This is a genomic window from Nocardia sp. CDC159 (assembly GCF_023740735.1).
GTDB lineage: Bacteria > Actinomycetota > Actinomycetes > Mycobacteriales > Mycobacteriaceae > Nocardia > Nocardia pulmonis.
The window spans coordinates 267,013-287,391 of record NZ_JAMRXH010000002.1; the positions used below are offsets into that span (position 1 = coordinate 267,013).

Below are 20,379 nucleotides of genomic sequence, written 5' to 3' on the forward strand. Positions count from 1 at the left end.
CGACCGTGGTAGGACATGATCGAGCTAACAATCAGTTCAATAAGTGACAGGTGCCATATCCGGGGGACCGGACACACCAAACGCGGCCCCGGCAGAAGCCGGAGCCGCGCGGGTGTCGGGCGGAATTCCTATCCGAACCGGCCGGAGATGTAGTCCTCGGTCTCCTTGCGCGCCGGGTTGGAGAAGATCTTCTCCGTCTCGTCGATCTCGATGAGCTTGCCGGGCTTGCCCTGGGCCTCGAGGTTGAAGAAGGCCGTCTGGTCGCTCACGCGGGCGGCCTGCTGCATGTTGTGGGTGACGATGACGATGGTGAATTCCTTCTTCAGCTCGGCGATCAGGTCCTCGATCGCCAGCGTGGAGATCGGGTCCAGCGCCGAACAGGGCTCGTCCATCAGCAGCACATCGGGCGAGACCGCGATGGCCCGGGCGATGCACAGTCGCTGCTGCTGACCGCCCGAGAGGCCGCCGCCCGGCTTGTCGAGGCGGTCCTTGACCTCGTTCCACAGGTTCGCCCCGCGCAGCGAGCGCTCGGCGACCTCGTCGAGCTCCTTCTTGTTGCGCACGCCCTGCAGCTTGAGCCCGGCCACCACATTGTCGCGAATGGACATGGTGGGGAACGGGTTCGGGCGCTGGAACACCATGCCGATGGTGCGGCGCACGCCGACCGGGTCCACGGTCGAACCGTAGATGTCCTCGCCGTCCAGGGCGACCACGCCCTCGACGCGAGCGCCCGGGGTCACCTCGTGCATGCGGTTGAGCGAGCGCAGCACGGTGGACTTACCGCAACCCGAGGGACCGATGAAGGCGGTGACGCTGCGCGGCAGCACGGACAGCTTCACATCGGCGACGGCGTGGAACCTGCCGTAGTAGATGTTGAGATCTTTGACGTCGATCCGCTTGGCCATTATCGAATTTCCGTTCGCTTCTATCGGTTCCGCGTGAGCAGCTTGTTGACGACCGCCGCCCCCAGATACAGCACCGCGATCATGAGAATCAGCGTCAGGGCCGCACCCCAGACCCGCATCCGACCGGCGGCCTCCGGATTGGCCAGCTCCTGGTAGATCATCAGCGGCAGCGACGCCATATTGCCGTTGAAGACATCGAAGTTGATCGACTTCGAATAGCCGACCAGCACCAGCACCGGCGCGGTCTCGCCCATGACGCGGGCCAGCGCCAGCAGCATGCCGCTGATCATGCCCGGGGCCGCGGTGGGCACGACGATCCGCACGATGGTCTTCCACTTCGGGATGCCCAGGGCATAGGACGCCTCGCGCAATTCGTCGGGCACCAGCTTGAGCATCTCCTCGGTGCTGCGCACCACGACGGGCAGCATCAGCAGCACCAGCGCCAGCGATACGGCGAACGAGCTCTGTGGAAAGCCGAAGGTGGCGATCCAGAACGCGAAGACGAACAGCGCCGCCACGATCGAGGGCACACCGGCCAGGATGTCGACCATGAACGTGGTCGTCTTGGCCAGCCAGCCCCGGCCGTATTCCACCAGGTAGATGGCGGCCATGATGCCCAGTGGCACCGCGATCACCGCGGCCACCGCCGACTGCACGATGGTGCCGTAGATGGCGTGGTAGACACCGCCCGCGAACTGGTCGGGCAGCACGCCCTTCTGCGACTTGGTGAACCAGCCGGTGTGGGTGATGGCGTCCAGGCCCTTGTTGAGCACCAGGATCAGCACCCAGCCGAGCGGAATCAGCGCGATCGCGAAGCACAGCCACATGACCCCGGTGGCGATCCAGTTGCGGATCTTGCGAGCCGCGCTCACCTCACGAAACGCAGGTGCCTTGACCGGGCGATCGAGTGTGGTGGTGGCCATCAGCCGTTCACCTTCCCTCCGGCGGCGATCCGGGCCAGCGCGTTGACCACGAAGGTCAGCACGAACAGCACGAAACCGGCCGCGATATAGGCGCCGGTGGGCAGCGCCTGACTGAATTCCGAAGCGGCCGAGGCGATCTTGGACGCGAAGGTGTAGCCGCCGTCGAACAGCGACCAGTGTCCGGCCTGCTGTGCGGTGCGCAGCACCACCAGGACCGCGATGGTCTCACCGAGCGCGCGGCCCAGGCCGAGCATGGATCCGGCGATCACGCCGCTGCGCCCGTACGGCAGCACGGTCATCCGCACCACTTCCCACTTGGTGGCGCCCAGCGCCTGTGCGGCCTCGATGTGGGCGCGCGGGGTGAGGTGGAACACCTCACGGCTGACCGAGGTGATGATCGGCAGGATCATCACCGCGAGCACCACGCCCGCGGTGAAGATCGTTCCGCCGCCGCCGATCGAGACGTTGCCGGACTTGAACAGGAAGAACCAGCCCAGGTTGTCGTTCAGGAACCGCTGGAACGGCTCCAGCTTCTGCGCCAGCACCAGGTAACCCCAGAGACCGAACACGATCGAAGGCACCGCCGCCAGCAGATCCACCAGGATCGAGAACGGCCGGGCCAGCACCTTGGGTGCGTACTGCGTCAGGAACAACGCGATGCCCACACCGATCGGCACCGCGATCACCAGCGCGAAGAGCGAACTCAATACGGTGACCATGAACAGATCCCGGATGCCGAACCGTAGGTGAGCGGCATCGGTGGTCTTGAATTCGGCGCTGGTGAAGAAGTTCGCCTCGTTCGCACCGATCGAGGGCACGGCCCGGATCAACAGGAACAGCGCGATGAGCGCGATGGCCGCGACGATGGTCGCGCCCGCCGCGGTGGCCAGCGAACGGAAGATCAGTTCCGCGTTCTTGCTGTGGCCCTTGCTGCCGCGGCTGGTAGGAGCCGGTTCGGTGCTGAGTTCGCTCGGCATGGAGGCAGTATCTCCGCCCGCCCGCGGGCCGGTCGAGTGCGACCGGCTCGCGGAAGTGGCTTCGTCGTGAACGGTCATGGGTGGTTCCGCGATCAGGAAATGGCGTTGATCGCGGTGGTCAGCTTGGTCTTGAACGCGTCCGGAATCGGAACGTATCCGGCCTGGTCGAGACCCTTCTGACCATTGTTGATCGCCGAGGTGAGGAACGCCTTGACGGCCTTGGCGGTGTCGGCGTCGCTGTACTTGGAGCAGACGATCTCGTAGGTCGGCAGGATGATCGGGTACGCGCCCGGATCGGTCGGCTTGTAGAACGAGCTGGTGTCGATGACCAGGTCGTTGCCCTCGCCCTTGATCTTGGCGGTGGCGATCGCCTTACCGGCGGACTCGACGTTCAGTTCGACCGGCTTCACGGCGGCCTCGGTGAGGATGCGCGCGACCGACAGGTTCTGCGACTTGGCGAAGGACCACTCGTTGTAGGTGATCGAGCCCTTGGTGTTCTTGATCGCGGCCGAGGTGCCCTCGTTGCCCTTGGCGCCCTCGCCGACGCCACCGTTGAAGGACTTGCCCGCGCCCTTGCCCCAGGCGCCGTTGGAGGCGGCGTCGAGGTACTTCTGGAAGTTGTCGGTGGTGCCCGACTCGTCGCTGCGGGAGATCACCTGGATGCTCGCATCGGGCAGCTTGGTCGCGATCTGGGTGTTCAGCTTCTGGATCGCCGGGTCGTTCCACTTGGTGATCTGGCCGTTGAAGATCTTGGCGAGGGTGGGACCGTCGAGCGCGAGATCGGTGACGCCGTCGACGTTGTAGGTGACGGCGATGGGGCCGAATACGGTCGGCAGGTTCCAGGCCGGAGCGCCGCCGCAGCGCGCCGCGGCCTTCTCGATCTCGCCCTTCTTCGCGTCCAGCGGGGAATCCGAGCCGCCGAAATCGGTCTGGCCGCCGATGAATTCGTTCACGCCCGCGCCGGAGCCACTGGAGGTGTAATCCAGCTTGGCGCCGTCGCAGTTGGCCTCGTAGGCCGCGACGAACCGGTCCATCGCGTTCTTCTGCGCCGACGAACCGCTGGCCTTGAGGGCCTTCTTGCCGCCGCACTGCACGTCGACCTTGGCGGCGCCGTCGGTGCCGTTCGCGGCCGTGTTGTCGTCGCTGCCACAGGCCGACAGGGTCAGGGCAGCGCTCGCGGCCAGCACGCCGAACAGGGCGCTGCTGCGCTTGAAGTTCACCTGAATTCCTCCGGGAATCGCGTTATACGCGCCCGATCCCTCAACGACCGGGCGGGTGCTGTGGTGGCCGTTCGCGGGGAACTTGCACACCAGGCAGCGGATGCCGCCCAACAAGTAACGTAGGTTCGGCCGGTTGACAGTTGGACCTGGGTAAGTGAACGGAAGGTGAACAACCCGGCGCGATTGCGCCCGATACGTGTGACATTTGCCGCAAAGTTACTGTCCGGACGCTGTCCGGTTACCAGCAGGGGACGGCGCACTTACCGGCGAGCGGCGGCGGACTTACCGGCGCGGGTCACGGGGTGGTGTAGGCCACGTCCACATGGGCCGGTTCGAAACCCAGCCGGGTGTAGGTGTGCACGGCCGCGGTGTTGTCGGCCTCGGTGTAGAGCAGCACCTCGCCGAGGCCGCGATCGCGCAGGTAGTGCAGGCCCGCGAGGGTGAGCAGCCGACCCAGACCGCGGCCCTGGGCGGCCGGATCGATCGCGACCACGTAGACCTCCCCGGCCGGGGGCTGTTCGTCGTCGGTCACCTTCGTCCAGTGAAAGCCCAGGACGCGCTTCGGATCCGCGACGTCGACGGCGATGAACAGGCCCTTGGGGTCGAACCAGGACGAGTCGCGGCGCATCGCGATCTCGGCCTCGCCCCAGCCGCCCTGTTCGGGATGCCAGTCGAAGGCGGCATTGTTGACCCGCAGCAGTTCGGCGTCGTCCTCGGGACCGGAGTAGGTGCGCAGGGCGATGCCGTCGGGCACGATCAGCTCGGGTAGCTCTGGCGTTGCCAACCGGCGGCGCATCTGCCACAGCTCGCGAGCGACGGTCAGGCCGAGCCGTCCGGCGACCGCCTTCGCGGGGGCCAGGTTGCCGTGCGCCCAGATGCGCGCGCCCGCCCCGCCCGCGGCCAGCGCGGCGGCCACCAGGGCCGCGCCGATACCGCGCGAGCGATAGCGCGGATCCACCGCGGCCTCGGCCATGGCCGGGTGCTCGCCGTGGGCGGCAACCAGATTCGCGTATCCGGCCACCGCGCCATCGCGCTCGACCAGCAGGTGCCGGGCGGTCGAGGGGGTGGTCAGCGACAGTACGGCCTGTTCGGAAACGGGCGCGACGCCGTCGGTTTCGGTGGCGCGATCGAGCAGGTCGCGGACCCGCGCGACGGTGTCGGGCCCGAGTTCGTCGGTCCACCCGGTGTGGGATGCGGTCACGAGAGCGTCCCGTTGGCCGGGGTGAGCTGGGAATCGTCGGTGCCGTCGGCGTTGTCGTCGTCCTCGGGGAAGGTGGGGGCGGCATCGCCCTTGGCCGAGCGCGCCGGGCGGACCGCCTTGTAGCCGACGTTGCGGACGGTGCCGATGAGCGATTCGTATTCGCTGCCGAGTTTGGCGCGCAGCCGCCGCACGTGCACATCGACCGTGCGGGTGCCGCCGAAGAAGTCGTAGCCCCACACCTCCTGCAGCAGCTGCGCGCGGGTGAACACCCGGCCCGCGTGCTGAGCGAGGTATTTGAGCAGCTCGAACTCCTTGTAGGTCAGATCGAGCGGACGCCCGCGCAGCCGCGCGGTGTAGGTGCCCTCGTCGATCACCAGCTCACCGAGGGTGATCTTGCCGCTGTTCTCGGGACTGGCCGCGCCGCCGTTGCGGGCCACCAGCAGCCGCAGTCGCGCATCCAGTTCCGCGGGTCCGGTACCCGGCAGCAGAATGTCGTCCAGCCCCCAGTCGGCATTGACCGCGACCAGCCCGCCCTCGGTGAGTACCGCCACGACCGGCACCGACGACCCGGTACTGCCGAGCAGTCGACACAGCCCCCGCGCGGCGGCCAGATCGGTCCGCGCATCCACCAGGGCCACATCCGCCGTCCCCGCCTCGAGCAGCGAGGCCACCTCGGTCGGAGCGGGCCGGACGTGATGGGGCAGCAACGACAGCGACGGCAGCACCGACTCCGGATTCGGGTCGGAGGTCAGCAGGAGCAGCTCCACCAGCTCTCCTCCCAATCTGGGGCATGTCCGCGGCAACCTCGGTGTCTATCGCGATTCCATGCTCGTTCGCAGGTAATTCGTGCCTACATTAGCGCGTTCGTACCAATGACCACGCAATCCGGGCAGCCGAGGCCTGCGGCGGGTCCCACCTCCCCGCACACGCCAGCCCCCACTTCCCCGCACACGCCGGCCCCCACTTCCCCGCACACGCCGGCCCCCACTTCCCCGCACACGCCGGCCCTCACTTCCCCGCATCGGCGCGCCAGCGCCGATGCGGGGTCGAGCCGCCCTCTGTACCAACAGATATCGTGCGTGCATGCGTTGTTCACCCGGAAGCGAGGGCTGGCGCTCATGCGCAAGGTGATTGTCGGGGTGCTGCTGGTGGCGGCGCTGGCGGTGGTTGCCGACTTCACGGCGGCGGCCTATACGGAGTACCGGGTGTCGCGGGCGTTGCGGGCGGGTGGGGATCTCAGTGCCGATCCCGAGGTCACGATTCACGGATTTCCGTTCGTGGTGCAGGCGTGGCGGGGGGATTACCGCAATGTCGAGATCCGGGCGCGGGCGAACCATCCCGAGATCCCGGGCGAGATCCTCGTCGAGTCCACGCTCGAGGGTGTGCGCATTCCGATCGACGATCTCGTCGACGGGAAGCTGCGCGCGGTGCCGGTGGATCGGGTAGCCGGGCGGATGCGTATCGATTCGCTGGAACTCGGCCGCCTGCTGAACATTCCGAATCTGTCCCTGACCGGTCCCCCGGCCGACAAGTCCGACGGCACGGGTGGCTCCGGCGGCACCGGCATGACCACCCAGGGCAATACGTATCTGCTCAGCGGAACCATCCAGGTCGGCCCCGAATCACGCAGCACCACCCGCGTCAGCGTCAAGGTGAACCTGCTGCTCGACGGCGACCAGGTGCGCGTGGTGGCGACCGATATCTATCGTGGGAACGAGACCGACACCACGCCCGCGTCGCTCGGCCCGGATCTGGACAAGGCCGCGGTGCTGGCGCGCTTCACCCGCACCATCGACACGAGGGATCTGCCGTTCGGCGTACATCCCACCAAGGTCCAGGCGCTCGGCGGCGACATCATCGTCGAGGGCGAGGGCCGGAATATGACGCTCGAGATGAACAGGTTTGCCCGATCATGATGCAGATCACAATTCTGGTGGTGGTCCTGCTGGCCGGAGTGGCCGCCGGGCTGGCGATCCGCCTGCGCGAGGGCCGGATTCGGACGTCCAGGGGCCGGGCCATGATCGGCGACGACACCCGGACCGAACTGCTGGCCGCGGTCGGCGTCCACGGCGCGACGCCCGCGGTCGTGCACTTCTCCGCGCAGTGGTGCGGCCCGTGCGCGGCGGTGCGCCGGGTCGTGGCCGGGGTGGTCGCCGATCTGGCGCAGACCCCACAGCCCCCGCAGGACATCGAGGTCGACATCGACGCCGAACCCGCGCTGGCCAAGGAACTCAACGTGCTCTCACTGCCCACCACCTTCGTCTTCGATGCCCGCGGCCGCGAACGATTCCGAATTTCCGGCGTCCCGAAGGCCGGTGACCTGCGCAGCGCGCTCACCCCACTGACCGTGCCCGAGGCCGCCTGAATCCCAGAATTCGGACCCGGGGTCCAATTCCCGCCCCGAAACGGGTAAACTGCTCTTCGTGCAAACCCGCCGAGAGCTGATGCTCACCCGACGCCGCACAGTCGATCTGTGCCGCCTCGGCGGTTGTTGCTGCCTGTGCATCTAGCCGGTCGGCCTTTCGCACCCTTCTGACGCCGACCGGTTTTACCATCGCCCCGAGTGATCTCGTCGATCCGGCGATCCGCCGAATCCTTTGACACCCGAAACCTGATCGCAGCGCAGGAGTATCCGATGTCGGAGCAGATCCCTACCAATTCCCAAGCCACCCAACGCATTCCGGAAGGCCACGTGGACGTGCGCGGCCCCCGGTTCGCGGCCTGGATCACAACCGGCGTGCTCGTGCTGGTCCTGATCGCCGCCGCGTTCTCCCGCCCGCTCGCCGCCGTGCTGATCGGCCTGCAGACCATCGTATTCGCGATCGGCGCGATCAACGGCCCACGCCGCAGCCCCTACGGCCTGCTCTACGCGAAACTCGTCGCCCCGCGCGTCGGCCCGCCCACCGAGACCGAGCCTGCCGCGCCCGTGCGCTTCGCCCAGCTGGTCGGATTCGTCTTCGCCGCGATCAGCTTGCTGGGCTTCGCATTCGGCAGCGCCGTGGTCGGCACGATCTTCGCCGCCTTCGCCCTGTTCGCGGCGTTCCTGAACGCGGCGTTCGGCATCTGCCTGGGCTGCAAGATCTACCCCTTCGCACAGCGGCTGCTCCCGCGCTCGGCCGCGCCCACCAACTCACCCTCCTAGCCCGGCAAGTCACCATCTCGAAAGGAACAACATGGCTCGCTCCGATGTCCTGGTCTCCGCAGACTGGGTCGAAGAGAACCTCAACACCCCCGGCGTCGTGATCGTCGAGGTGGACGAGGACACCTCCGCCTACGACACGGGCCACATCGAGGGTGCCGTCAAGCTCGACTGGAAGAAGGACCTGCAGGACGCGGTGCGGCGTGACTTCGTCAACCGCGAGCAGTTCTCGGATCTGCTGTCGGCGCGCGGTATCTCCAACGACGACACCGTCGTTCTCTACGGCGGCAACAACAACTGGTTCGCCGCGTACGCCTACTGGTACTTCAAGCTCTACGGCCACCAGAACGTGAAGCTGCTCGACGGCGGCCGCAAGAAGTGGGAGCTCGACGGCCGCCCGCTGTCGAAGGATCCGGTCAATCGCGAGGCCACCACCTACAAGGCCGCCGAGCAGGATCTGTCCATCCGCGCGTTCCGCGACGAGGTCATCAACGCCATCGGCACCAAGAACCTGGTCGACGTGCGCTCGCCCGACGAGTTCTCCGGCAAGATCCTCGCCCCGGCCCACCTGCCGCAGGAGCAGAGCCAGCGTCCCGGCCACATCCCCAGCGCGATCAATGTGCCGTGGAGCAAGGCCGCGAACGAGGACGGCACCTTCAAGTCCGACGCGGACCTCGCCGAGCTCTACAAGGAGGCCGGGCTGGACGGCGAGAAGGAGACCATCGCCTACTGCCGCATCGGCGAGCGCTCCTCGCACACCTGGTTCGTGCTGCGGGAGCTGCTGGGCCACAAGAACGTCAAGAACTACGACGGGAGCTGGACCGAGTACGGCTCCCTCGTCGGTGCACCGATCGAGTTGGGAGCGTAATCAACATGTGTGCAGCACCTACCCAGGGTCAGGCCCTGCCCGCCAATGTGGACGTGGAGAAGGAGACCGTGCTGACCGGTCGCGTGCTCGACGGGTCGGGTAACCCGGTCGGCGGCGCGTTCGTCCGGCTGCTGGACTCCTCCGACGAGTTCACCGCCGAGGTCGTCGCCTCGGGCACCGGTGACTTCCGCTTCTTCGCCGCCCCCGGCGACTGGACCATTCGCGCGCTGTCCTCGGCGGGCAACGGTTCGGCCCAGGTGAAGCCGGAGGGCGCGGGCGTGCACTCCGTCGACGTCACGGTGGCGAAGTAGTGCGATCGCGCTGAGGGGTGGCCAACACCACCGAACGAACACAGCCCCGGGGCGCTTTCCCCCGGGGCTGTTTCGTTAGACTTCGACTCGTGGTCCTTGCCTTCGAGATTCTGCTGGTTCTCGTCTCCGTGCTGATCGCCTGGTTCGGTCTGTACGTCCTCTACCGGCTGTTCACCGAGTCGTGAGCGACGCGGGTACCGAGAACGACGACAACGCGGCAGCCAACGGGACGGCTCACCAGTCGAGCGGTCGCGATGCCGCGCGGCGCAGTGGCGACCAGGCGGTCGCCGATGCCGCCGAGCGCGCGAAATCGACCGGCATTCGCAATATTCCGCAGCTCCCGGACCTTCCGCTGCCCGAGGACACCGCCAATCTGCGCCTCGGCCCTGATCTGAGCTCCTCCATGCTCGCCCTGCTGCCGCTGGTCGGCGTGTGGCGCGGCGAGGGCGAGGGTAACGACGCCGAACGCGGCGACTACCACTTCGGCCAGCAGATCGTGGTCTCCCACGACGGCGGCGACTATCTGTCCTGGGAATCGCGGTCCTGGGTCATCAATGGCGATGGCAGCTACGGCGGCCCGGACCTGCGCGAGACCGGCTTCTGGCGGGTCGGCATCGATGGTGACGACGAGGTCATCGAGTTATTGCTCACGCACAGCTCCGGCATCGTCGAACTGTTCTACGGCCAGGCTCTCACCCAGTCCTCCTGGGAGCTGGCGACCGATGTGGTGATCCGCAGTCAGTCCGGCGCGGTGGTGGGCGGCGCCAAGCGGCTCTACGGCATCGTGGAGGGCGGCGACCTCGGCTATGTCGAGGAGCGCGTGGAGGCCGACGGCGTCCTGAAGCCGCGCCTGTCGGCCCGCCTGCAGCGCTATATCGGCTAGGCCACCGGATTGCCGGTTCCGACCGCGGCCAGATCGATGTCCACCTCGAAGGGGTCGAGCAGGTACAGCCGATCGTGATAGATGCCGGTTCCGGTGTAGCGGTTGGCATTCGGATCCAGTTGGAAGGTGTGCACCACGGCATCGGAGCCGTCACGCTCGACGCGCCAGTAGTGCGGAATCCGGGCCTTGGCGTATTTGGCGGGCTTGGTCTCCCGGTCGCGCTCCTCGGAATCCGGTGACACCGCCTCGATGACAACCAGGACGTCCTCGGCGAGATAGTAGGACGACGGCTCGTCGCGCTCGTAGGCGTCCGCGGTCACGACCACGACGTCCGGCACCGGCATCTGCCGGTCCCCCAGCCGCACCGCCATCTCCCAATCGGCCCGCCACTCCTCGGGCGCCTGCCCGTCCAGTTCCTCCTCGAGCAGCATCACCGCCCGGCTGTGCCATTTGCTCTGCGGCGCGACGAAAATCAAACTGCCGTCGATCAATTCGGTCCGTTTGGGCAATCCGGACAACCTCAGAAAGTGCTCGACCGTGAACCCGCCCACCGGCGGAATCAACCACTGCGGCACAGCCAGAGTCGTCATGGTCCCACCGTATCGTTGCCGACGGCATCGCCTGCCCCACTTCGCGAATCCCCTGGCGAATTCGCAGACATCCCACCACGTGTTCACCCGCGAAACATCACATCGATGGAACCCGGGGTGGGGTGCGCTGCGTCCAACCAGCCATGAAACCGATCCGGAGCCGCCTGCCCCGCACCGGCGTCCTCGCCCCGCTGGGCAGGGTCGCGCTGCTGGTCGTGGGCTGGTGGCGTTCCTGTACGGGGCCACATGGATCGGCAATCCGTTCGTTCGCGACGTACCCGACGCGCGGCGGGCGGTCTCGTCGTGGCTACCGTCGCCGCAGCCGCTCACCGCGGCGCCCGAGCTGCCGCCGGGCTTCCCATCGATGGAGTTCGCGCCCAGGCTGGTTCCGGTACCGCAGGGGCAACCGCAGCCGGTGCCAACCGGATTCGGCCTCACCTACGTCGTACCCAACGGAAACGGCTGGCGCCCTTCGAATACCACGATCGTCGGCTGGTCGGACGACCGGGGAGATATCGCGACCTACGGCGCGGCCAGCGATTACGGCTACGGGTACTGCCGGGGTACGTGGGGCCGACGGCGGGGTCGAGTCGATAGTTTCGTCGCTTCGCAAAACCGAGCAGCAATAGCCCAATTCACCGGAGGTACGCCAGCTCATGTCCGAAATCCTGGTCGCCGATCCACACGAAATAGCCGGTTTGAGCAATGCCGTCGAAGAGATCTCCCACGACGGCAACAACATCGCCATATTCGTCGGGCAGTGCTGCGCTGTGGACGAGGGCAACTTCGGCGGGATGATTCTCGCTCCGCTCGTCTCGCCATTGCGTGTCTGCGCCGACCAGACCAGAACGCGCATGGGCGACATCGCGAATCAGAACGCGGTGACCAGCGGCGAGCTGAATCGGGCCGCTTGGCTGTATCACGGTCGGGACCGGCGGAACTACGAGGCGCTCAACGCGGCCACGGTCGGTGTCACCGGTAAACCCGTGGCGGTGAATGCCGACCGGGAGAATGCCGGATTCGTCAGGCCCTATCCGGATGCGGCCGCCTATCCCAAGCCCGAGCAGATCAGGCTCGACCCACCCTCCGCGGCCCCGCCGGAGCTGGCCGACATCATCGCCGAGACCAACGGTGCGCTCGGCGACGTCAACGACGCCATCAAGAACGTCACCCGGATGGCGGGCAACGAGGTCGATATCCTCGCGACCTGCCTGGCACCGATCACGACCAACTGGAACGAGCTACGCCGGATCGGCGAGTCCTACAAGGTGGCCGGAAACGCGATGGAGGCGTCGGGAGCCAACCTCGACGACGCCGTGCGGCGGGTCGGGCCGAAATGGGGCGGTAGGGCCGCGATCTCGTTCGAGGACTGGGCGGGTAAGCAGATCAGGGCCATGAAATGGGAGGGCCCGGTCGGCCGGGTGATCTCCGATGTCTGCAACGAGATGGCCGACAAGATTCGCGACGGCGTCCGCCGGGCCTGTCGAAAGCTGTGCGACTTCGTCGTCTCGTTCGTCGAATTCCGCGGCGCGAAGGACGTCGTCGAACAGCTCGTCAAGAAGATCCCCGGAATCGGCACCGCGATAGAGATTCTCGATCTGGCTCGCAAGATCTGGGATGTGGTCGATCTCGTGCGGGCCATCCTCCGCGAGATCGAAGAGGTCCGGGACCGGTTGAAGGAGTTTTTGGAGTTCGTCACGAATCCCGCGGGCAGGGGCAGGCAGTGGGTGGAGCAGAAACTGGAGCCGTATACGAGCAAGATCGACGCTGCCGCGAAGAAGGCGATACTGGCCAATGACATCGCGCGGATCGGCCGGGTGAACGACACTCTCGATCGGCCGCATCAGGGTTATGACATCGGTTCCGGCGCCCAGCCGTGGGAGAGCGCGCCGTGACATTCGACCCGGATCTCGATCCCGATGTGGCGGCCGCGGCCCGCCAGGTGTTCGACGCCGCGGCCCGGCTGGAAACCGTCGGCCTGCGGGTCGAGCGCACCGATCTCGAGGGGCTGTGGCGGCCCACCCCGGTGACCGAGGAGCTGATGTCCGCATTGGCCGCGATGACCGGTGCGTCCGAGGAGCTCCAGGGCTATGCCGAGCGCGTGCGGAACGGCGAATGCCCATGGGATCGGATCGAATCGCTGGCCCGCCCGGTGCCGCCGGAGGTCGCCGCGCTGAAAGCGTCGCCGTCCTATCTCTGGAATTGGGACCCGCGCCCGCAAGCGCCACCCGTCCGCTCGCCGAAACCGAGGGGTGACGACGGTGTCGTCGGCCCCAGCGATTGGCCCGACGACTTCGACGACTATCCGGCTCAAAGGCGCTGGTACACATGAAATATCGCGCATTGTCGCTAATCCTCGGCGTCGTCGCCGCGACGGTGTCCGGCTGCGGGAGCACCGAGCCCGCGAAATCCGTCGGAGGGACCCACGATCCCTGCGCGCTGCCGGATGCGGCGATCACCGCGGTGGGGCTGGTCACCGCCGATCGGATGACCGGGCCGGTCGGCGCGGAGTTCGATGGCTGGCAGGGCTGTGTGTGGAAATCCGGTGCCGGATGGTACGACGTGGCCGTCTACACCGGCGCACCCACGCTCGGCGAATTCCAGCGGGATCAGCGATATCAGGACTATCGCGCGGTCGCATCGACGACCGTCGGCGCGCGAGCGGCGGTGGAATTCGCGGATCGGCTCGATCCGGATCGCCGCGAACGCTGCTATCTCGCGGTGGCGCAGCCGCATGGCATGACGCTGTTTCTCGCGCGCATTCCGTATGTCCGGCCGGGCGAGCAGCCGCCCGGAGATGTGTGCGCCGAGGTCCGGCGGGTGGGCGCGGAGCTGAGCGGAAAGCTGTCCGGATAGGCCCGAAAAATGGAACAGCCCCCGAGCCGCACCGCGGAGGCCAAGTCCTCACGCAGTCCCGGTTGGACAAACCGGGGGCTCGGGGGCCGGGTGGCTGCCTGGGATTAGCTCGGCGCTCGCGCGAACGAGAATCCGTCTGCAGCGGTGGTGCCTAGCTGGCAGCCACCTCACGTGTCCTCGAATTACTCATTCTTCGAACCACCTCCTTTCCCGTGTACCAACGAACTTAGTCGGCCGTCCGAGTGTCGGCAACGGAATTTCTCGGTGGGCGAAAGAGCTGTTCAGCGGGGTGTTCGCACGGTGACGTGTCCGGTGGCGTCGACCTCGACCACGGTGTCCGCGCGGTGGCCGGGGGGCAGCTGATGGGTGACGACCACGACCGTGCGGTCGGGGGCGACCAGGCCGCTGCGCTCGTCGAGCAGTGCGCGCAGCAGATCGGCGCCGGCGGCGGCCTCGAGGTGTTCGGTGGGCTCGTCGAGCAGTAGTACCCCGGCCGGGGAGACCAGGGCGCGCGCGAGCAGGATGCGGCGGCGCTGGCCGCCGGAGACCGCGGCCGCGCCGCCCACCAGATCGGTGTGCACGCCGTCGGGGGCCTGGTCCAGCCATTCCCCGAGACCGGCCGCTCGCAGGGCGGTTTCGGCCTCCGCGGCGGTGAGGTCCGGGCGCGCGACGCGCAGGTTCTCCAGCACGGTGGTGCCGAACAGGTGGGCGTCCTCCGCGAAGAAGGTGACGCCCGGACGCGGGGTGTCGAACAGCCCGGCCCACGTCATCAGCAGAGTGGTCTTACCCGCCCCGCTCGGGCCGATCACCGCGATGCGCCGCCCGGCGGGCAGTTCGGGGAGTTTTCCGCAGAGATGCGAATCAACCGGCCGCGCCGCGCGATCCAGCGACTGCAGGCGGTGCAGTGCCGCTCGGCCCTTCGTCAGCGCCTGCGCCGCGGCCGGGAGCGTCGCCACGGCCTCGAATGCCGACAGCGGCAGCAGCACGAGCACGGTCAGGGCCATCGGCGTGATGCCGCCCGACGGGGCGGGCTGCAGCGCTGCGGCCGGTGCGTCGGAACCACTGCCGTACAACAGGATTCCGATGAGCAGCGCGCCCAGCACGCTCGCGCCGATGGCCAGCGGCGTCGCCGCGGCCGCCCACGCACTGTGCGAGGCCGCCCGATCCTCGGCCGCTACGGCCCGCCGCCCGGCGGAGGTGGCCGCCGTGAGCGCCTCGTCCAGCCGCCCCGCCACCCGCAGTTCCGCGGCATGATCGAGCACGGTGACCGCGGCCGCGGTGAATTCGGCCCGATCCGCCCGCACCGCCAGCTCCGCCTCCCGCGCCGCCCGCGCCGACAGCCAGGGCGCGAAGATCCCGGCCACCGCCAGGGCCACCGCGAGCACCCCCGCGGCCGCCGCCGAGATGGTCGCCAACAACCCCACCGCCGCCACCGACAACACCCCCGCCACCGCCACCGGCACGACCACCCGAACGACCACGGCCCCCAGATCGTCGATATCACTCCCGATCCGAGTGAGCAGATCCCCCCGCCGCAACCGCACGGAATCACCCCTCCCCCGCCACACATCCGCCCCCGCGAGCACCCCATAAACCCGCTCCCGCGCGGTAGTCATGGCCCGCAACGCCACATCATGCGTCGCCAGCCGCTCCACATACCGAAACACCCCCCGCGAAATCCCCAGCGCCCGAACGGCCACCACGGCCACACTCAAATCCAAAACCGGCGGCATCTGCCAAGCCCGAGCAATCAACCAGGCCGCCAACCCCGCCAACCCAAGCCCGCTCCCCAACGCGAGCACCCCCCACACCACCGACACCAACACCCGCCCCGGCGACAGCGCCAGCAATTCCCACATCCGCCGAAGATCAGCCCTCATACCCGCTCCCTATCCGCACACCCCGCGCCTTCGGCGCGAGGAAACGAAGGACGTCGTCCAGCGCGGGAAAACAACGGGTGCCGCGTCGCACGAAGAGCTGCACCCGGCCCAACGAGGAAGAGCTTCGCCTGGTGCTGCGCCACGACGAGCTCGGCTCGCCTCGCGGAATAGAGGGCTCCATCGACCTCGACGAAACGAAGAGCCGTCCGCCCCGCGAGCAGACGACGCCCCAACCAGCGAGTGGAAGGGACAACTCGGCCCGACAAGCGGAATCGAAGAGGTCGTCGGACGACGCCACGCAGCGAGTGCCGCGGACTGGGATGGGGATGGTGGGGTCATCGGATGGCCGCCTCCATCGAGAGCTCTTGGGGTGCATCGGGTTCGGGGGTGGCGGCGTGGACTTCGACGATCTGGTCGGCGATGGCGAGGATCGAGGGGCGGTGGGCTATGACGGCGATTGTTTTGCCGGATTGGGCGAGGGTGGTCAGGGCCGTCAGGACGGTGGATTCGGTGGTGTCGTCCAGGTGGGCGGTGGGCTCGTCGAGGAGGAGGATGGGGCGGTTGGCGGCCAGGGCTCGGGTCAGGGCCAGGCGTTGGCGTTGGCCCAGGGAGAGGCCTTGGCCGTGGGGGCCTACGAGGGTGTCCCAGCCGTGGGGGAGGGTGGTCAGGACGGTGTCGAAGGCTGTTGCGGTGCAGGCGGATTCGAGGGCGGAGGTGGGGGTGCCGAAGAGTTCGAGGTTTTCGCGGAGGGTGCCGGGGAGCAGGACCGGGCGTTGGGGGAGCCAGGCGAGGCGGCTCCACCACCAGTCGAGGTCCAGAGCGGTGATGGGGACGCCGTCCACGGTGACGGTGCCGCGATCGGGGGTCAGCAGGCCCAGGATCGCCTGCAGGGCGGTGGATTTGCCGCTGCCGTTGGGGCCGGTGAGGACGGTTACCTTGCCGGGGGCCAGCACCGCGGACAGGGCCGCGGGGGCCATGCCGTCGCGCGCTGCCACACCGAGGTCGCGAATCTCGATGCGGCCCTGGAGGTTCGGGATTCGGACCGTGCCACCCGCGGGCTCCACGTGCTCGCGCCGCGGTTCGAGTACCGCGAAGGCCCGGTCCGCGGCCGCCATTCCGTCCTGCGCGGCGTGGAAGCGCTCCCCGACCGCCCGCAACGGCAGGTACACCTCGGGCGCCAGGATCAGGCCCACCAGACCGGCGTAGAGGTCCATGTGGCCGAAGACCAGACGCATGCCGATCGATACCGCCACCAGCGCCACGCACAGCGTCGCCAGCGACTCGAGCACCATCGAGGACAGGAAGGCCACCCGCAGGGCCGCCATCGTCCGGCGATGCAGGGATTCGCCCAGTGCCCGAACGCGATTGCGCATGGTAGGGCCGGTGGCAGTCTCGCGGCCGAGTGCCCGCAGGGTCGGCATACCGGCGAACAGATCCAGGAGCTGATCGGACAGTCGCGTGGTGGCGGCCAGGGTCGCCGCCGCGCGGCCCTGTGTCATGAGGCCGATCAGGATCATGAACACCGGAATCAGCGGCAGCGTGACCAGGATGATCGCCCCGGCTGCCGGATCGTGCAGCGCGATGACCGCCAGCACGATCGGCGGCACCAGCGCGGCCAGCAGCAGCGCGGGCAGATATCCGGTCAGATACGCCCGCAGCCCGCCCAGCCCGCTGCCGACGACCACCGCCAATTCCGTTCGGCGCGAATCCAGTTCGCGCGGCGCGAGCTCGGCACCGGCCGCCAACACCGCACCCTCGAGCTCCGCCACCACCTGCGCCCCGGCCCGGTGCGCCAGCCGGGACTGCCACCAGGTGGCCACCACCCGGCCCGCCACCGCGAGGGTCAGTACCGTCAGCGCCGCCGCCCACGCACCGATCGTGCGCCGGTCCGGATCGGTGATCACCCCGGCCAGCACCCGCGCCAGCGCCAACGCCGCGACCACGACGCAGCCGGTGATCGCCAGCGAAAGCCCCACGCTCACAAGCAGATATCGACGGGCCGAACGGGCGTATCGCCACAGGCGCGGATCGATCGGTCGGGCCATGATCAGTTCCCGGTCGACTCCGCGGCCACGAGCGGCAGGCCGGTCGGCGCGGGGATCTGCTCCACGGTGATCCGCTTGCGGAACACCCAGTAGGTCCAGCCCTGGTACAGCAGCACGATCGGCGTCATCACCACCGCCACCCAGCTCATCACCACCAGCGTGTAATGCGTGGACGACGCGCTGACCGTGGCGTGCCCGTTCACCACGCGCCCGTCGACGGTCAGCCCGTAGGCCGCATCGATCGTCGAGGGCAGCACATACGGGAACAGCGAGCCGAACAGCAGCGCGATCGCCCCGACCACGGTCAGCGCCGTGCCGGTGAACGCCCATCCGTCCCGGCCGCGCGCGACCGCCCCGGCGGCCAGCGCCAACCCGATGACGGCCAACGCCAGCAGCAGCCAGGTCCAGCTCTTGCCGTAGGCCAGCTGGGTCCACAGGCCGAAGGCCGCCACCACCACCGCGGTCGGAATCAGCAGCAGCTTGGCGATCCGCTCGGCGGAATCGCGCACCTCGCCACCGGTCTTCAACCCGATGAACACCGCCCCGTGCAGCGCGAACAACAACGTGGTCGCCACCGCGCCGAGCAGTGCGTACGGCACCAGCAGATCCAGCAGATTGCCGTCGATGTGCTTGTGCGCGTTGAGCTTCACCCCGTGCACGATATTGGCGAAGGCCAGCCCCCATGCGATGGCGGGCACCCAGGAGCCGAAGACGATGCCCGCATCACACCAGCGCCGCCAGCGCGGATCGTTGATCTTGCCCCGGTATTCGATCGCCACGGCCCGCACGATCAACGCCACCAGGATCAGCAGCAGCGCCAGATAGAACCCGGAGAACAGACTCGCGTACCACTCCGGGAAGGCCGCGAACATGGCCCCGCCCGCGGTGATCACCCACACCTCGTTGCCGTCCCACACCGGTCCGATGGTGTTGAGCACGGCGCGTTTTCGGTTCTCCTCGCCCCGGCCGATGATCGGCATCAGCATGCCGACGCCGAAGTCGAAGCCCTCCAGCAGGAAATAGCCGGTGAACAGCACTCCGACCAGCAGGAACCAGAATTCGGGCAGACTCATCCTCGCACTCCTCAGTAGGCGAACGAAAGCTTTTCGACCGCAGCGGCTTCCGAGTCCGAGGACTCCGCCCGCACCGGTTCCTCCGGACCCGCGACCACGTACCGACGCATGAGGAAGAACCACACGAACGCCAACGCGCCGTACAGCAGCGTGAACACGATCAGCGAGAACAGCACCTGCCCCGCGGTATTGCCGGATACGCCCTGCTGCACCGTCATTCGAATATTCGGATCGCCGGTCGGATTGGGCGCGACCACCCACGGCTGGCGGCCCATCTCGGTGAACACCCAGCCCGCGCTGTTGCCCAGGAACGGCGTCGGAATGACGAGCAGGCTCAGCCACGAGAACCATTGCGCCCCGGGCACCCGGCCGCGGCGCGTCACCCAGAAGCCGACCAGCGCGATCAGCGCCGACCCGGCGGCCCAGGTGATCATGGCGCGGAAGGTCCAGTAGGTGACGAACAGATTGGGCCGGTAGTCGCCGACGCCGTACTTCTCGTTGTAGGCGGCCTGCAGATCCTTGACGCCCTCCAGCTTCACATCGCTGAACTTGCCCTCGGCCAGCCAGGACAGCACACCCGGCACCTCGAGCACATGGGTCACGCTGTCGCAGTTGTTGTGCGTGCCGACGGTGAGCACCGAGAATTCCGGATCGACCGCGGTGTGGCACAGCGATTCCGCCGAGGCCATCTTCATCGGCTGCTGCTTGAACATCAGCTTGCCCTGCACATCACCGGTCAGCACCAGCGCCACACCCGAGACCACGATCACCCACATGCCCATTCGCCCGGCGGGCCGCCAGATCGTGCGGGCGAGATCCACATTGCCGCGCCGCACCTCGCGCACCATCCACCAGCCCGCGATTCCGGCCACGAAGGTGCCCGCGGTGAGGAAGGATCCGGCCACCACGTGCGGGAAGGCCGCCAGCGCGGTGTTGTTGGTGAGCAGCTCCCAGATGCTGTGCAGTTCGGCGCGCCCGGTCTGCGGATTGAAGGTGGCACCGACCGGATGCTGCATGAACGAGTTGGCCGCGATGATGAAGTACGCCGAGGCGTTCACGCCGATGGCGACCATCCAGATCGTGGCCAGATGCACCAGTTTCGGCAGCCGCGTCCAGCCGAAGATCCACAGGCCCAGGAACGTCGACTCCATGAAGAAGGCCACCAGGCCCTCCATGGCCAGCGGCGCACCGAATACGTCGCCGACGAAGCGGGAGTATTCGCTCCAGTTCATCCCGAACTGGAACTCCTGCACGATGCCGGTCACCACGCCCAGGGCGAAGTTGATCATGAACAACTTGCCGAAGAACTTCGTCATCCGGTACCACCGGTCCTTACCGGTGATCACCCACGCCGTCTGCATTCCGGCGACCAGCGGTGCCAGGCCGATGGTGAGCGGGACGAAGATGAAGTGATAAACGGTCGTGATCCCGAACTGCCAACGCGAGACGTCGACGACGCTCATCCAGCCCTCCTGCCGTACTACGACCTGTCGTAGTAAAGGCTACGC

The 20,379-nt window shown here is 67.7% G+C and carries 20 protein-coding genes; 9 read left to right on the top strand and 11 right to left on the bottom strand.

Going from position 1 to position 20,379, the window contains the following annotated elements; translation table 11 throughout:
* Nucleotides 1-128 precede the first annotated feature (128 nt).
* The 6 genes from pstB to NDR87_RS04980 form a co-directional block, all read right to left on the bottom strand.
* Complete coding sequence (gene pstB, locus NDR87_RS04955; RefSeq protein ID WP_251909984.1) at nt 129-905, bottom strand: phosphate ABC transporter ATP-binding protein PstB; 777 nt, start codon at nt 903-905, stop codon at nt 129-131.
* A 20-nt stretch (nt 906-925) separates the two neighbouring features.
* The gene (gene pstA / locus NDR87_RS04960) at nt 926-1,828 is read right to left on the bottom strand and encodes a phosphate ABC transporter permease PstA (RefSeq protein ID WP_251909983.1); all 903 of its coding nucleotides are present in this window, start codon (nt 1,826-1,828) and stop codon (nt 926-928) included.
* A complete protein-coding gene (gene pstC / locus NDR87_RS04965; protein ID WP_251909982.1) occupies nt 1,828-2,805 on the bottom strand; it encodes a phosphate ABC transporter permease subunit PstC in 978 nt (325 codons plus the stop codon). Before pstC ends, pstA begins: the two co-directional genes overlap by 1 nt.
* Nucleotides 2,806-2,897: 92 nt before the next feature.
* Complete coding sequence (pstS, locus tag NDR87_RS04970) at nt 2,898-4,025, bottom strand: phosphate ABC transporter substrate-binding protein PstS (RefSeq protein ID WP_251909981.1); 1,128 nt, start codon at nt 4,023-4,025, stop codon at nt 2,898-2,900.
* A 295-nt stretch (nt 4,026-4,320) separates the two neighbouring features.
* Nucleotides 4,321-5,226: a mycothiol synthase gene (mshD, locus tag NDR87_RS04975; RefSeq protein WP_251909980.1), complete on the bottom strand. Its 906-nt coding sequence runs from the start codon at nt 5,224-5,226 to the stop codon at nt 4,321-4,323.
* Nucleotides 5,223-5,993, bottom strand: a complete 771-nt coding sequence (locus NDR87_RS04980; RefSeq protein WP_308212046.1) for a response regulator transcription factor — start codon at nt 5,991-5,993, stop codon at nt 5,223-5,225. Before NDR87_RS04980 ends, mshD begins: the two co-directional genes overlap by 4 nt.
* A 351-nt stretch (nt 5,994-6,344) precedes the next feature.
* On the opposite strand from NDR87_RS04980, the gene NDR87_RS04985 reads away from it, so the two are divergent.
* The 6 genes from NDR87_RS04985 to NDR87_RS05010 all read left to right on the top strand — a co-directional run bounded on the left by NDR87_RS04985 (nt 6,345) and on the right by NDR87_RS05010 (nt 10,427).
* Nucleotides 6,345-7,142 carry an LmeA family phospholipid-binding protein gene (locus tag NDR87_RS04985; protein WP_251909979.1) on the top strand — a complete coding sequence of 266 codons (798 nt, stop codon included), beginning with the start codon at nt 6,345-6,347 and terminating at the stop codon, nt 7,140-7,142.
* Nucleotides 7,139-7,591 (top strand): thioredoxin family protein, encoded by a 453-nt coding sequence (locus tag NDR87_RS04990; RefSeq protein ID WP_251909978.1) that lies wholly within the window; start codon nt 7,139-7,141, stop codon nt 7,589-7,591. The genes NDR87_RS04985 and NDR87_RS04990 overlap by 4 nt, the downstream gene beginning before the upstream one ends.
* 270 nt (nt 7,592-7,861) lie before the next feature.
* A complete protein-coding gene (locus NDR87_RS04995) occupies nt 7,862-8,368 on the top strand; it encodes a DUF4395 domain-containing protein (protein ID WP_251909977.1) in 507 nt (168 codons plus the stop codon).
* A gap of 31 nt (nt 8,369-8,399) precedes the next feature.
* Nucleotides 8,400-9,233, top strand: coding sequence for a sulfurtransferase (locus tag NDR87_RS05000; RefSeq protein WP_251909976.1), 834 nt, complete (start codon nt 8,400-8,402; stop codon nt 9,231-9,233).
* Nucleotides 9,234-9,238: 5 nt separating this feature from the next.
* Complete coding sequence (locus tag NDR87_RS05005) at nt 9,239-9,544, top strand: DUF1416 domain-containing protein (RefSeq protein ID WP_251909975.1); 306 nt, start codon at nt 9,239-9,241, stop codon at nt 9,542-9,544.
* Nucleotides 9,545-9,725: 181 nt separating this feature from the next.
* On the top strand, nt 9,726-10,427 hold the full coding sequence (locus tag NDR87_RS05010) for an FABP family protein (protein WP_251909974.1): 702 nt from the start codon (nt 9,726-9,728) through the stop codon (nt 10,425-10,427).
* Here NDR87_RS05010 and NDR87_RS05015 read toward each other — a convergent pair.
* Nucleotides 10,424-11,017, bottom strand: a complete 594-nt coding sequence (locus NDR87_RS05015; protein ID WP_251909973.1) for a Uma2 family endonuclease — start codon at nt 11,015-11,017, stop codon at nt 10,424-10,426. The genes NDR87_RS05010 and NDR87_RS05015 overlap by 4 nt on opposite strands.
* Nucleotides 11,018-11,673: 656 nt before the next feature.
* Here NDR87_RS05015 and NDR87_RS05020 point away from each other — a divergent pair.
* The 3 genes from NDR87_RS05020 to NDR87_RS05030 are packed head-to-tail and all read left to right on the top strand — an operon-like array spanning nt 11,674 to nt 13,873.
* Nucleotides 11,674-12,912 carry a hypothetical protein gene (locus NDR87_RS05020; protein WP_251909972.1) on the top strand — a complete coding sequence of 413 codons (1,239 nt, stop codon included), beginning with the start codon at nt 11,674-11,676 and terminating at the stop codon, nt 12,910-12,912.
* Nucleotides 12,909-13,349: a hypothetical protein gene (locus NDR87_RS05025; protein WP_251909971.1), complete on the top strand. Its 441-nt coding sequence runs from the start codon at nt 12,909-12,911 to the stop codon at nt 13,347-13,349. The genes NDR87_RS05020 and NDR87_RS05025 overlap by 4 nt, the downstream gene beginning before the upstream one ends.
* Nucleotides 13,346-13,873, top strand: coding sequence for a DUF3558 family protein (locus tag NDR87_RS05030; RefSeq protein WP_251909970.1), 528 nt, complete (start codon nt 13,346-13,348; stop codon nt 13,871-13,873). The genes NDR87_RS05025 and NDR87_RS05030 overlap by 4 nt, the downstream gene beginning before the upstream one ends.
* 281 nt (nt 13,874-14,154) lie before the next feature.
* Here the strand turns inward: NDR87_RS05030 and NDR87_RS05035 are convergent, their stop codons facing one another.
* The 4 genes from NDR87_RS05035 to NDR87_RS05050 form a co-directional block, all read right to left on the bottom strand.
* Nucleotides 14,155-15,753, bottom strand: coding sequence for an ATP-binding cassette domain-containing protein (locus NDR87_RS05035; RefSeq protein ID WP_251909969.1), 1,599 nt, complete (start codon nt 15,751-15,753; stop codon nt 14,155-14,157).
* A 335-nt stretch (nt 15,754-16,088) separates the two neighbouring features.
* Nucleotides 16,089-17,798 (bottom strand): thiol reductant ABC exporter subunit CydD, encoded by a 1,710-nt coding sequence (gene cydD / locus NDR87_RS05040; RefSeq protein ID WP_251909968.1) that lies wholly within the window; start codon nt 17,796-17,798, stop codon nt 16,089-16,091.
* A 2-nt stretch (nt 17,799-17,800) separates the two neighbouring features.
* A complete protein-coding gene (cydB, locus tag NDR87_RS05045; RefSeq protein ID WP_251909967.1) occupies nt 17,801-18,871 on the bottom strand; it encodes a cytochrome d ubiquinol oxidase subunit II in 1,071 nt (356 codons plus the stop codon).
* Between the two features lie 11 nt (nt 18,872-18,882).
* Nucleotides 18,883-20,334 (bottom strand): cytochrome ubiquinol oxidase subunit I, encoded by a 1,452-nt coding sequence (locus tag NDR87_RS05050; protein WP_308212047.1) that lies wholly within the window; start codon nt 20,332-20,334, stop codon nt 18,883-18,885.
* Nucleotides 20,335-20,379: the final 45 nt, after the last annotated feature.